The sequence below is a fragment of the Caballeronia sp. LZ016 genome, assembly GCF_031450805.1.
In the GTDB taxonomy this organism is placed as follows: Bacteria; Pseudomonadota; Gammaproteobacteria; order Burkholderiales; family Burkholderiaceae; genus Caballeronia.
Genome location: NZ_JARTVY010000001.1, coordinates 1,538,673 through 1,551,992, shown reverse-complemented (window position 1 = coordinate 1,551,992; position 13,320 = coordinate 1,538,673). Strand labels below are relative to the sequence as shown.

The 13,320-nt window shown below is 62.2% G+C and carries 11 protein-coding genes; 5 read left to right on the top strand and 6 right to left on the bottom strand.

What is annotated here, in order from left to right; all coding sequences use genetic code 11:
* Window positions 1-27 precede the first annotated feature (27 nt).
* From P9220_RS07360 to P9220_RS07340, 5 genes are all read right to left on the bottom strand, one after another.
* Entirely contained in the window at window positions 28-1,182 is a 1,155-nt protein-coding gene (locus P9220_RS07360) for a polysaccharide biosynthesis/export family protein (protein WP_309765415.1), read from the bottom strand.
* 51 nt (window positions 1,183-1,233) lie between these two features.
* The gene (locus tag P9220_RS07355) at window positions 1,234-2,613 is read right to left on the bottom strand and encodes an undecaprenyl-phosphate glucose phosphotransferase (RefSeq protein ID WP_309764247.1); all 1,380 of its coding nucleotides are present in this window, start codon (window positions 2,611-2,613) and stop codon (window positions 1,234-1,236) included.
* A gap of 113 nt (window positions 2,614-2,726) precedes the next feature.
* Window positions 2,727-4,256, bottom strand: coding sequence for a mannose-1-phosphate guanylyltransferase/mannose-6-phosphate isomerase (locus P9220_RS07350; protein WP_309764246.1), 1,530 nt, complete (start codon window positions 4,254-4,256; stop codon window positions 2,727-2,729).
* A gap of 192 nt (window positions 4,257-4,448) precedes the next feature.
* Window positions 4,449-5,450, bottom strand: coding sequence for a helix-turn-helix domain-containing protein (locus P9220_RS07345; RefSeq protein ID WP_309764245.1), 1,002 nt, complete (start codon window positions 5,448-5,450; stop codon window positions 4,449-4,451).
* Window positions 5,451-5,510: 60 nt separating this feature from the next.
* A complete protein-coding gene (locus P9220_RS07340) occupies window positions 5,511-5,801 on the bottom strand; it encodes a hypothetical protein (RefSeq protein WP_309764244.1) in 291 nt (96 codons plus the stop codon).
* A 759-nt stretch (window positions 5,802-6,560) separates the two neighbouring features.
* On the opposite strand from P9220_RS07340, the gene P9220_RS07335 reads away from it, so the two are divergent.
* Together P9220_RS07335 and P9220_RS07330 are read left to right on the top strand one after the other, a co-directional pair.
* A complete protein-coding gene (locus P9220_RS07335) occupies window positions 6,561-8,492 on the top strand; it encodes a hypothetical protein (RefSeq protein WP_309764243.1) in 1,932 nt (643 codons plus the stop codon).
* A 149-nt stretch (window positions 8,493-8,641) separates the two neighbouring features.
* Window positions 8,642-9,094, top strand: a complete 453-nt coding sequence (locus tag P9220_RS07330; protein ID WP_309765414.1) for a GDP-mannose mannosyl hydrolase — start codon at window positions 8,642-8,644, stop codon at window positions 9,092-9,094.
* A 193-nt stretch (window positions 9,095-9,287) separates the two neighbouring features.
* On the opposite strand, the gene galU is transcribed toward P9220_RS07330, so the two are convergent.
* Complete coding sequence (gene galU, locus P9220_RS07325) at window positions 9,288-10,256, bottom strand: UTP--glucose-1-phosphate uridylyltransferase GalU (RefSeq protein ID WP_309764242.1); 969 nt, start codon at window positions 10,254-10,256, stop codon at window positions 9,288-9,290.
* A 387-nt stretch (window positions 10,257-10,643) separates the two neighbouring features.
* On the opposite strand from galU, the gene P9220_RS07320 reads away from it, so the two are divergent.
* From P9220_RS07320 to P9220_RS07310, 3 genes are read left to right on the top strand one after another with little or no spacing between them, the layout of a single operon-like run.
* Complete coding sequence (locus tag P9220_RS07320) at window positions 10,644-11,735, top strand: helix-turn-helix domain-containing protein (protein ID WP_309764241.1); 1,092 nt, start codon at window positions 10,644-10,646, stop codon at window positions 11,733-11,735.
* A gap of 36 nt (window positions 11,736-11,771) precedes the next feature.
* Complete coding sequence (locus tag P9220_RS07315; protein ID WP_309764240.1) at window positions 11,772-12,362, top strand: phosphatase PAP2 family protein; 591 nt, start codon at window positions 11,772-11,774, stop codon at window positions 12,360-12,362.
* Window positions 12,363-12,407: 45 nt separating this feature from the next.
* Complete coding sequence (locus P9220_RS07310; protein WP_309764239.1) at window positions 12,408-13,319, top strand: LysR family transcriptional regulator; 912 nt, start codon at window positions 12,408-12,410, stop codon at window positions 13,317-13,319.
* The last annotated feature ends 1 nt before the right edge of the window (window position 13,320 follow it).

The window sequence follows — 13,320 nt, the reverse complement described above, 5'->3', positions numbered from 1 at the left end:
CGCCGGTTGAAGCCAGAAACGAAGTCCTTACTTGGTGATCACCGCTGCCGTCAGACCCGCGTTGATCGCAGGCAACAGCAGGTTCAGCACGCGGCTGAAGCGGACGAGGCCGTTGTTGTCCACATAGACCACGTCCTTCGGCTGCAGCTCGAAGCTGTTCGCGAGCAGCATGGACACCGGCGAACGCGCATCGAGCTTGTACACCTCGGGGTTGTCCGTCTGGCCATTGCGGATCACGTACAGCTCCTTCGGATCCGACGTTTCGGCATTGAAGCTGCCGGCCTGCGAGATCGCATCCGAGAGCGTCAGCTTGCCGTTGCGCATCGGGATCACCGTGGCCGGCTTCGTCACTTCACCCATCACGTACACGCCGTTGTCTTCGCGTGAATCGATGCGCAGTGCATCGCCCGGCTTCAGCATGATGTCCGAGGGGCTGCGGCCCTTCGCGGTCATGCCCGCCATGTTGATGTGATAGGTCACGCCGTCACGGATCAGCGTGACACGGCTTTGATCCGCGGTCGGTGCAAAACCGCCCGCACGTCCGATGGCTTCGGTGAGCGTCATCGGAATGTCGTTGATCTGCTGCGAGCCGGGCGTGCGCACTTCGCCGTCGATATAAACCTGCGACGAACGGAAGGACGCGACGCGCACCGTCAGTTGCGGCTTCACGAAGACCTTCGACAGCTCCGCATACAGCTCGCGCTGCACCTGCGATTCCGTCTTGCCCGCGACGTGGATCGCGCGGTTCACATACGGGAACTGCAGGTTGCCGTCGGCATCGACGACGAAGCCGGGCGCGGCATCGGCAAGACGCGTCTGCTGCGCGGGCTGGCCGAGCGCGGCCACGAGTTCCGGGTGATCCCAGACCGTGATCTGCAGCACGTCGCCCGGTCCGAGCAGATACGCGGTGGGCTTGCCGTAGAGGCTCGCGTTCGGATCGACCGTGGAGACCGGCTGCGCGGCCTTCAGCTTGCGCACGAGCGACAGGTCGATCGGCGTGATCGGAATGTTCACGGCCGTGGCGGTATCGCCCTGGTCGTTCGACGTTTCCGCGAGCGCGGCCGGCTTTTCCATGTGCATGCCCGGTGCGAGCGCGCAACCGGCGAAGATCACGCAGAACGAAGCAGCAGCCGCCAGGCTCGAAAGCCGGAAGACGCCCGACACGTTGGTATTGGCGGCCATGGATGTGGTGCCCGGTTGTTGTTGATTGTGCATGATGGTCGTCCCCTGCATTCAATAAGCGTTGGTGTGGCGTAGTCCCTTGAAGATCGTTGCGGCGATGATTTTCATGTCGAGGCCGAACGACCAATTACCCAGGTAGTACAAGTCGTGAGCGACGCGTCCTTCCATTTTTTCGATGAGATCGGTCTCTCCGCGAAAGCCGTTGACCTGGGCCCAGCCGGTGATGCCCGGCTTGATCCGGTAACGATGGATGTACCCCGACACGACCTTCTGATAAAGATCGTCATGTTCCAGTGCGTGCGGACGCGGGCCCACGACCGACATGTCGCCGAGCAGAACGTTGAAGAACTGCGGCAGCTCATCGAGGCTGGTACGGCGCAGGAATGCCCCGACACGGGTCACGCGCGGATCGTTGCGCGTGGCCTGACGGACCACTCCGGCCTGTTCCGTGTGCAGTCGCATCGAACGGAACTTGTAGATTCGAAACACGCGGCCATCCGCGCCCTTGCGACGCTGCCTGAAGAACACCGGACCGCGCGACGTCAGCTTGATCGCAATTGCAATGGCGATCAGCAGCGGCGAGATGGCGATGATCGCGGCGAGCGCGAACACACGGTCGAAGATCTCCTTCTGCAGGAGCGCGCTCTGCGAGATCGGCGATGCAACGAGATTGATCGCGGTTTCGCCGAGCAGGTCGGTCGTGCTGCTTTCGAAGAGCGACAGGCTGCGCACATCCGGCATGAAGCGCACGTTCACGAGCTCTTCGCGGAACTCGTTCACGAAGCGATGAATCGTGCGTTCCTCGGAAAGCGGCAACGCGAGCCACACTTCGTGCACGTTGTGCGTGCGTACGTAGTTCACGAAGGCATCGTGATCTTCGAACACGGGAACGCGCGTATTGAGCCGGCCCGATTCGGGCGCGACGTTGAACACGGCGCTCGCACGAAAGCCCGAGTTCTTCGCACGTTCGAGCTTCCTGACGATGGAATTGCAATGCTTGCCGCATCCGACGACCGCGACCTGATGCAGGTTCATGCCCGCATTGCGCATGCGTGCGAGCACGACATGCGTGAGAAGCCGTCCGCCGATCATGAGCACGCCGGACATCGCGGTCCAGTATGCGAACCAGAGGCGCGACACATAGTCGAGCCGATGCAGCGAGAACATCAGCGCGAGCGCGCAGCCCTGCACCACCAGCCAGCCAAGCGATACCTGGCAGACGAGCATGACTTTCCTGCGGCCGCGCCATGATTCATAGACGCCGAAGCCCGGAAAGAGGGCAAGCGAAAACGCCGCCGCAAAAGCGACGAACACCGCCGAATAGGCGGGCACCGCTATGTTCTCGAACCTGATCTGCGACGCCAACGCCGCGCCGCCCACGATCATGGCGACGTCGAACAGGCGCGCGAGCAATCCTTGTAAATCGCGCATGTCTTTTCCCCGAACGAAATCGATCCCGCCCAGCTAACTTTTCATCTTCCCTCTCGCGGGCGGCGCCAATGTCTTTAAGCGCCGCCGCGAAGGCCCAGTGTTACGCGCGGCGCTCAGCTACGGCCGTACGTATCGTCGAAACGAACGATGTCGTCTTCGCCGAGGTAGCTGCCCGACTGCACTTCGATCATCTCGAGCGGTACCTTGCCCGGGTTTTCGAGGCGATGCCGCACGCCCAGCGGGATGAACGTCGATTCGTTTTCCGAAAGAAGGAACTGCTCGTCGCCGCGCGTGACGAGCGCCGTTCCGCACACGACGATCCAGTGTTCCGCGCGATGGTGATGCATCTGCAGCGAGAGCTGCGCGCCCGGCGCCACCACGATGCGCTTCACCTGGAAGCGTTCGCCGTGCTCGATCGAGTCATAGAAGCCCCACGGACGGCGCACCTTGCGATGCGTGTCCGCTTCCGGCGCATGCTGTTCGCGGATGCGCGCGACGAGCCCCTTGATGTCCTGCACGCGCGAACGGTCCGCGACGAGCACCGCGTCATCCGTTTCGACGACGATGATGTTGGTCGTGCCGACGCATGCGACGAGGCGTCCGCCTTCGGAGCGCGCATAGCTCGAGGTCGCGCCTTCGAACACGACGCGGCCGCTCGCGACGTTGCCCGAGTCGTCCTTGTCCATCGCGTCCCAGACGGCATCCCACGAACCGAGGTCCGACCAGCCCGCGACGAGCGGCACCACGACGCCTTCGCACGGCGCGTTCGGCGTGCCGATGTGCTCCATCACCGCGTAGTCGATCGAATCGGACGGCGCGCTGCCGAACTGCGATGCGTTCGGGCGGAAGAACTTGCCGTCGTCCTTGCCTTCGCCGAGCGCCGCGCGGCACGCCGCGAACATGTCGGGATTGAGCTTCTGCAACGCGGCCAGCCACACGCTTGCGCGCACGACGAAGATGCCGCTGTTCCACCAGTACGTGCCCGCTGCGACGTATTGCGCGGCGAGTTCGGCGGCGGGCTTCTCGACGAAGCGGTCGATCTGGTGCGCGCCGTCGGACAGCGCGCCGCCCAGCCGGATATAGCCGAAGCCGGTGTCGGGACGCGTCGGCGGAATGCCGAGCGTGGCGATCGCGCCGCGTTCGGCGTGTTCGGCGGCGATCGCGATTGCGCGATGCAGCGCCGGGATATCGGCGATCGAGTGGTCGGCCGGCATCGCGACCATGATCGCGTCCTGACCGTCCCTGCATGCGGCGAGCGCGGCCAGCGTGAGCGCAGGGGCCGTATCGCGGCGTGCCGGCTCGACGATGATCTTCGCGCTGACGCCGCTTTCGCGCGTCTGCTCTTCCGTCGTGAAGCGATGCTCTTCACCGCACACGATGATCGGCTCGGCGCTCACGTTGAAGTCGCCCGTAAAGCCTTTCATGCGCGAAACGGTGGCCTGCAAAAGCGAGTCGCGGCCGACGACGCCGATCAACTGCTTCGGAAATTGCTCACGGGACATCGGCCACAGGCGCGTGCCCGAGCCGCCGGCCAAAATGACGGAAACCAGCCGGCGGCACGGTGCGGCCGTCGTGGCCACGCTCGTTTGCACGTCGCTGCTGCTTGTCGTCACTTCGCCTTCCGTGCGTGTCTCATTGCTCATCGTAGGACTCCTGCCTGCATGTTCGTTCGCGGCTTGCTTGAATCACTGCCGCCCGAGAATGATTGGGCCCCGGACCAAGATGGTCCGGCCAAATGTTCGACGCTTTACGCCACCCCTGTCCGCTACCCCACACAGAGGGACGCCTTGTGCTTCGGCCTTGCTGTCTCCTGGCCCTTCTGACGCGTCCGGCTCTCAGCCGTTTGCCTCGCGCCGGCTTTGCATCCGGTATTCGGTCGGCGAAATCAGAAGGCGCTTGCGGAAAATCTTGGCGAGCCTGTCGCCGTTGCCCATGCCGCTCCTGCGCGCAATCTTGTCCACCGGCAACTCCGAGTCGGTGAGCAGCGCGCAGGTCACGGCAAGGCGTGCCTGCAGCAGATAATCGGATGGCGTGATGCCCATCTCGATCTTGAAGCGGCGCAGGAAGTTGCGCTCGCTCATCGCGGCGACCTGCGCCGCATCGACGACGGAGATCGGTCGCTCGCAGTTGTCCTGGAGCCACCGTGCCGCCGCGCGAATCTTGTCGCCCGCCGAGGCCGCGCCGCTGTCGCCGAGAATCGACACGAGCTTCGCGGCCGAGCCGGGCATGAGACGTTCGGCCACGCTGCGCGATACGTCGAGCCCGAGATCGCGCTTGACGATCATCAGCGCGCCCTTCATCGACTCGTAGCGGTCGCCGCCATCGCCCGATTGTTCGTCGCGCACGAGCGGCATGATCGCGTTGCCGTAGCGCGCCTGTGCATCGAACGCGTGGCCGATACCCGCCGCCTCCAGCACCTTGCGGCCTTCGGAGATCGACTTGATGGCCGTGGTCTTGCCGTTCACGCGACGCACCCATTCGACGATGCGATCGTCCTTCGCGGCTTCCTCTGCGCCCCGGCCGCCCGCGACGAACAGTGCGTCGAAGCCGCCGTAGTGGCGCGCGTCGAGACCGTCGGTCCACACGCGCACCGACGACGAGCAGGCGACGTTGCCGCCTTCGACGGAGAGAAAGCGCACGTCGTAGGTGCAGTCGGCTTTCGCCTTGGCCGACGAGAGCTCATTGGCCATGTGAAAGACTTCAGCGACGATTCCCGCACCCAGTAGCGAGAATCCGTCGAACAGCAAAATCGCAATCCGTTTCACCTCGGCCTGCGACGGTCTCGTCGAGGGAGGCATCCAACCCATCACTGCGGGTTCGAGCGTGGCGTAAGGCATGGTCATCCTCTGCAGCTTTGTTTCCAGGGTGCGGAAGAGTTACTCGGCCATTGCATTGCATCAAGGCGTTCCCGAACTGCGCCGGGTTGCCGTGACCGATGGGAACGAGAGGTTGGCGGAATCGTCTCCGCTGGTGTGAATAATAAGCAGACAATGTTTTGCGTGGGTTCGATTTTCGCGCTTAAACCACAAAATCTGTTCGGTTATGAGGGTGACCGCACATTGATAACCACGTCCGGAATCAATTTGAGGGTCTTTCAATGCGGATCGCCGCCAATTCATTAATTCTTCATACGAACGGTCGATGGATTCGCCAATCCGACGCCGCGCCTTTTCCGTGCGATCGCCCACTCAAAGCGCCAGAAGCCCCGCTGCGCGGACGTGTGCGGCCTATCGAACGCTTCCGGAGTTTCAGAACAGCGTTTGAAAATGATTCATCGATGAAACATCGAAGACGGCATTGCCGCTCGTTCGCGCGTGCCGAATCGGCAATTTTTGGTTTATCGGCAGTAAGATTTTGATACAGACACGCGTCATTCCCGACCGTCGATTAAATGCGGAATACGTTCATTTATTAATCGACGCTCATTCTCGATTTAGATTATCTAATACGCATAAACGGATTTTTAAAACGCATTGCGACTATTTATTCACGGACATAATCCGGTCTTTTGTTATGAATTGACTTGCTGCGCTGCACGAGGGTGAAACCCCCGTCAGGCACCACGAGCAAAGGCGTTGGGAGCCGGACATTTCCGCCAAAACCTAGTCGGATTGCGGCAGTGCACAGTTCAAGGTTAATACGAACGAACGGTTGCGCGACGCGGCGATTCCTCCGGGGAATACATCGGGATTGACCCGATTAATATGATGTCCGGCGGAAACAAATGTTAAGACGCAACGATGCGATGCATCGGTCAAGTTTTCCGGTCGCCGTGGCGCATCAGTAACCGGGCGACCGGCGCTTCTGTTTCATGTCTGATCAGTTCCGAGACGGCGCGATGACGCATTCATCCGACGAACGCGCGGCGCGCGTGCGGACCCGTACGGTTCGCGTCGGGCGCTGCAGTCATCGTGGGTGCCCGCACCTTCAGTCCGATCATTCGCACGATGAATCGATTCCCGACCGCACGCTGCGCGACAGCGGCCATCGCCCTGCTTCTGACGATGACCGCCTGCGACAGCGCAACGTCCGACGAGACCGCCGCGCACGCAACGGCGCGGCGCGCTTCCTTCGACACGCCGCCGATGCGCTGCGACGCGCCGGCAGCGCCCGTGCAGGCCGCAGCAAGCGGTCCGGCGATCGAGGCGGACACGCCCGGCAGCAACGGCACGCGCATGTTCGCGCTGAATGCGCCGCTTTCCGTTGCAATTACGACGCGGGCGAAGTCGACCGACGCGGTGAGCTGGGAGATCCGCGACGCATGGAACGTGGTGAAGGCGAGCGGCCGCTTCGCCGTCGATGCGAAGCCGGGGACGTACACGCTCGCGTGTGCATCGCGTGCAGCGGGGTACTTTGCGGTGAGCGCATCGCTCGAATCGGACAAGGGCATGTTGCCTCGGCGCGGCACGCGGCCTTCGGGCATCGCGACGTTCGGCGTGCTGCCCGATGTATCGGCGGCGCTGCCGGCCGTGACGTACTCGCATCCCGATCAGCATCGCTTCGGCGGTCAGGGCGCCGCGTATCTGAAGCCCGGCGAGACGTGCTGCTCCGGCGATGGCTATCGCCCGCTCTATCCGGATCTCGGTCTCACGTGGGTCAACGACAATCGCAACTGGTACGTGACCGAAGAGAAAGGCCCGCACACGTTCAACGCATCGGCGGACAATCTCGCGCCGTTCTTCAAGCCGGGCGACCTGCTGCGCCTCATTCAGCTCGATGGCATCCCCGCTTGGGCGAGCCCGACGAAGGAGCGCACGCACAGCTACGCGCCGGCATCGCTCGATGCTTACCGCGACTACATGAAGCGCGTGGGCGATGAGTCGAACACCGTGCGCAAGCGCTGGTTCGCGCAGCAGTCGCACAACTACTATCAGGTGACGTGGGAGCCCGATTACGAAGGCGGCCTGCCCTGGCGCGATTCGGATGCGAATCTCGTTGCGGTGTACAAGGCCACGCACGAGGCCATTCATGCTAGCGATCCGAACGCGGTCGTGATGGGGCTGACGCTGTCAAATCTCGCATCGAATACGACGTGGCTCAGGCGTCTCGCGCCGCTCGGCATCGGCAAGTATCTGGATGGCGTGAGTGTGCATGGCTACTACGACGTGGGCACGTCGCCCTCGCATCCGCCGGAGCGTTTCGATGCGGACGCATCGACATCGGCGAAAGCGATGCCCGCGGCGATGCGCGAGTTGCGTCGCGCGATGACGGACATCGTTAAGCCGGGCGCGAAGCTGTTCGTCACCGAGACGGGTGTGAGCTATGACATCGGCAGCAAGTACGGCGCGCATACCCCCGACTGGAACGTGCTGTATGCGCAAGGCGCGGTGGTCGCACGCACGCATCTGATTCTGCTTGGCGAAGGTGCGGACGTGAGCTTCGTGTTTTATAGCGCCGATCCGCCGGAGGTGGGCTATGGCGTGTTCTTCGATCTCGTGAATGCGGAGGGCGGGTTCGGGCAGACGCAGATTAGCCCGAAGCCTGCTGCGATGGCGGTGGCTGCGATGACGCGCATCATCGACGGCACGACGACGCTGGGTTATCTGAACGGCACGCCGCGCGGCGTCTATGCGTATGCGTTTCAGCGCCTGAATGGCGGCAAGGTGGTGACGGCGTTGTGGACGCATCGCAATGCATCGTGGCCGGGCCGCGACGGCTTCGATGCGACGCATGGCGTCGACTACGGTCTTGTCGTAGATGCGCCGGGCAAGTCGGGCACGGTGACGGTATTCGACATGATGGGCAATGCATCGGCGATGCCATATCGCGATGGACGCTTGCCATTGGTGTTGAGCGAAGCGCCGCTCTATGTCGTGTCCGATAACGCCGCGGCGATGCGTGCGAATGTGACGAAGCCTGCGGGTTATGCGGGGCAATAGAGCCTGATTTAGTCGTTTATGACCAGTGCTGCGGCTGACTGTCGCATGCCTGTTCGCGCTACACTGAATTTGCGCTGCGTCTGTTCAAACGGGGACCGGCATTCAACATTCATAACGATCAAAAGAAAAAAATGACCAACGCAACGGCGATGCTGAGCGAAGCGGATTTCATGACAGTGGTTCGGCTAGCGCCGCTGGTGTCGATCGATCTCATTGTCACCGATGGCAATCGGCGGGTGCTTGTGGGGCGGCGTCGGAACCGGCCGGCACAGGGGACGTGGTTCGTGCCTGGCGGGCGGATTGCCAAGGATGAATCGCTCGATGCGGCGTTCAGGCGGATTGTTCGGAGTGAGTTGGGGGTCGCTAGCGTCGAGCGGTCTTCTGCGCGGTTTTATGGGGTTTTTGAGCACTGTTATCGCGATAACTTCTCCGGGGTCGAAGGGTTCGGGACGCACTATGTCGTGCTCGCTTATGCGCTTCCCTTGAGCGGGAATGTGGCCATCGGGCGGTTCGATCAGCACAGTGAGTATCAATGGTTGCACGTTGATGATCTGCTTGCTTCACAAGATGTGCATGAGAATACTAAGGCATATTTTTCTTGATGGTTTTTTGGTTTGGGTTGGTGTGCTTGTGTTTCTGTTCTCGTCGGTGGACTTGTATTCGCGTCGGTGGACTTTGTTCGTGTCGATGTACTTCCCGTCGATGTACTTATGTTCGTGTCGGTCTATTAGTGCGCCCCTCCCCGGGGCGAGCTAATAGACCGACGCGAATACAAGCTTCCAGAAGGAGAAGGAATTACTCTTCGACGACAGAAAGATCCGCATTGTCCTGAGCATCGACGACAGGCTCGTCGACAACCGCAGCAGCGGAGGAAGAAGAAAAAGAAGAAGCAGAACCCAAGAACTGCCCCCGAAGATACTCTTCGAACTCGGTTCGAACCTCAGGATGCCGAAGCGCGAACTCGACAGTAGCCTTGAGATACCCGAGCTTGCTGCCGCAATCGAACCGTTTCCCGCGATACCGATAAGCGAGCACTTGCTCTTGCGAGAGGAGCGCCTCGATCCCATCGGTCAACTGAATTTCGCCACCGGTCCCGGGCTTCTGATTCCGCAGGAATTCAAAAATGCGCGGCATCAAAACATACCGCCCGACGACACCAAAATTGGAAGGCGCCAAAGCCGGCTCGGGCTTCTCGACGACACGCGATAGCTTGAAAAGCCCATCGTCCCAAGGCTTGCCTTCAATGACGCCATAGGATCGCGAATCCTTGCGATCGATCTCCTCGACGCCAATCACCGACGAGTGATAATGATCGAACACATCGACCATTTGCGCGAGCACAGGCGGCTCGCCATCGAGCAAGTCATCCGCGAGCACGACAGCAAACGGCTCATCGCCGACGAGCTTCTCCGCACACAACACCGCATGCCCGAGACCGAGCGCTTCCGCCTGACGCACATACATGCACGTCACATGGCTCGGCAAAATGCCGCGCACGAGTTCGAGCAGCTTCTCCTTGCCGCGCGCTTCGAGCTCGGCTTCGATCTCATACGACTTGTCGAAGTGATCCTCGATCGCGCGCTTGCTGCGGCCCGTCACGAAGATCATCTCCGTGATTCCCGCAGCCATCGCCTCTTCGACCGCGTACTGAATCAGCGGCTTGTCCACCACCGGCAACATTTCCTTCGGGCTCGCCTTCGTTGCAGGAAGGAATCGCGTGCCGAGTCCCGCCACCGGAAATACCGCCTTGCGCACTTTTAGCATCGGCTCACCTTGTTGGTTGAATGTGCAAAGGCGAACGCAACGCTTCATCGAGCGTTTGCGGCCGCCTCTTGTTGTTGTCGCCATCGCCGATTTCATCAGACGACACGAGTAGCGTCAGCTTATTCGCCCGATATCGAAATCATCTGCCAACACTTCGTCATTTTCAGACTGTCAAGCCGATGCCCGTTCCCTGCCGCGTATAGTGCGACGCATGTGAGCTTAGTTTTCCCGCTTTCGACGTTCCTCACCGGAACAAGGGGGATGAAAGCAACCGTCTTGCATGTGACCCGAGCGAGGCGCACCAAGCGCCCAAAGCGGCCTCGAAGCTGCCTCAGAGCGGCCCGAAAGCGGCTCAACGCGCCCGCTCCGGTCGACAGGAGAAAGTCGATGGAATACGCCAATGGTATGGGCCGGGGCCGGCTGCAAGTCGTGCGCTCGCCCAGGCCCGACCCACGGTCTGCCGATACGGCAAAGCGGATCGGCATTCTGGTCTTCGAGGACTTCTCTCTCGTCGAAGTCAGTTCGATCTCCGAGGTCTTCTCGCTCGCCAATCAGGTGCGCCCGCCCGACGATGAATCGCACGGACTGCGTGAGCAACCGCACGCATCGTCCACATCGTTTGCAGAATTGCCGAACTATTCGCTGCAGTTCGTGTCCAGCGAAGGAGGCAGCGTCGCGAGCAGTTGCTCGATGCGTATCTGGACCGAAAGCCTCGAAGCACGATGGATGAACGAATGCGATGCGCTCTTCATCGCGGGCGGCCCCGGCGCACGGCAGGCACGCCACGATGTCATGTTGCGCAAGCAGCTCGGCCGCATCGCGCCGAAGATTCCGTTCATCAAGGCAATCGGCGAAGGCGCGCACCTTCTGGCAGCCGCGAATCTCACGCTGCAGAACCGCTCGCTCGATTTCGCCGGGGACTCCGCCGCCGAGGCGATGCCGCCGGCATTGTCGAATGCGCTCTGCATCGCCGAGCAGACGCTCACGCTCGACGACCCGAAAGGGCCGATCGCCGCGGCGCTGTCGATGGTCAAGCGCGATTACGGCGCGGCCGTCGCGCGTGAAGTCTCGGAGCGGTCGATTCCCGGCGCGTGGCAGAAGCTCGCCACCGTGCTCGACGACACCGACGGCGGCGGCGTGCGCCAGAAGATCGACGCGGCCGCGCGCTGGATCCGCGAAAACTACGTGCGGCCGATTTCGATCACCGATGCCGCACGCGTCGCCGCAATGAGCGAGCGCAACTTCCTGCGGCGCTTCAAGGCACAGATCGGCCTGACGCCATCGGAATACCTGTTGCGCGCCCGGCTCGACGCCAGCTGCATGCTGCTCGCCGCCACCGACCTGCCGGTCGACAAGATCGCGCGGCGTTGCGGCGCGGGCAGCGGCGACGGCCTCGCGAAGATCTTCCGCAAGCGGCTCTCGATCTCGCCGACGGAATATCGCATGGCCGGCCGCCGCAAGCAGGCGGACAGCTCGTAGGCATTTTCCAACCTTCGATACCTACAACGGACACGTATGGAAACAAAGGTACTCTGGATTTTTTCGAACCTCGGGGATGCAGCCTTCACGCTGCCACTGGCACTCGTCTGCGCGTTGTGGCTGCGCACTGTCGACTGGCGGCTCGCGCTGCGCTGGGCCGTGCTGCTCGCCGGGGGCATGGGCCTCGTCGGCCTCTCCAAGATTCTCTATGCGGGCTGCGGGCTGGAGATTTCGGCCATCAGCTTCCGCATGATCAGCGGGCATACGATGCTCGCCGCATCCATCTACACCGTCGCGGGCGCGCTGCTGTTCGGCAGCTTCGGCGGCGCATGGTATCGGCTCGGCGCGGCAGGCGGCCTCGGACTCGCCGCGATGATCGGTGCGAGCCGCATCATCCAGGACGCGCACACGCCGAGCGAAGTCATCGCGGGATGGCTGCTCGGCGCGGCCATCGCCGGCATGTTGCTCATGCGCGTGTTCGAGCAGCCGCGCAAGATGCCGCGCGCGGCTGTCGCGGGCGTCGGGCTGCTGGCGGTCTCGTCGATTGCGTATGGGCATCACGCGCCGTTTCAGGCGCTCATCGAGCAATACTCGTGGGCGCTTTGCCGGGGACTCGGGCTGTCCTGAGTATGATGTCGGCCTGACCGCTGACTCATACTTCCGGACTCCAGCATGGACCGCTTCCTCGCAATGAAAGTGTTCGTGCGCGTCGTCGAATCGGGCAGTTTCTCGAAAGCCGCCGACGCGCTGCGCCTTCCACCCGCAAGCGTCTCCCGGACGCTGCAGGCGCTCGAAGCGCATCTCGGCGCGCGGCTGCTCAATCGCACGACGCGCAGCATCAGCATCACCGAAGACGGTGAAGCCTATTTCGACCGATGCGTGCGCGTGCTCGGCGAAGTCGACGACATGGAAGCCTCGCTATCGCATTCGAAGCTGAGTCCGAAGGGCAACGTCAAGGTCAGCCTTCCGCAAGTCATGGCGAAGAGCACCGTCATTCCCGCGCTGCCGGAATTCTTCGCGGCGTATCCGGATATCGGCGTCGAATTGCTGCTGACCGACCGGCAGGTCGATCTCGTGGAAGACGCCGTCGACTGCGTGGTGCGAGTCGGCGCGATCGGGGATGTCGGGCTGGTGGCGAAACGCATCGGCGCTTATACGCAGATCACGTGTGCATCGCCGGGATATATCGAGCAATACGGCGAGCCGCAGACCCTCGACGATCTCGACCGGCATCTCGCCGTCGGCTATGTGATGAACAAGTCGGGACGCGTGCGCAACTGGGAATTCGTCGTCGATGGCGAGACGCGCAGCATCGCGCTCAAGCACAAGATCGCGGTCAACGACGCGGATTCATACATCGCTTCCGGACTCGCGGGACTCGGGCTCATCCAGAGCTCGAGCTACACGCTCGATGCGTATCTCAAGAGCGGCGCATTGCGGCGCGTGCTCGCCGGGTATCCGACGCATCCGCGCGTGGTGTCGGTGCTGTACGCGGCGAACCGGCATCAGCCGCGGCGCGTGCGCGTGTTCATCGACTGGGTCGCCGATCTGTATTTGCGGCTGCCGATCTTTCAGGAAAGCTGAA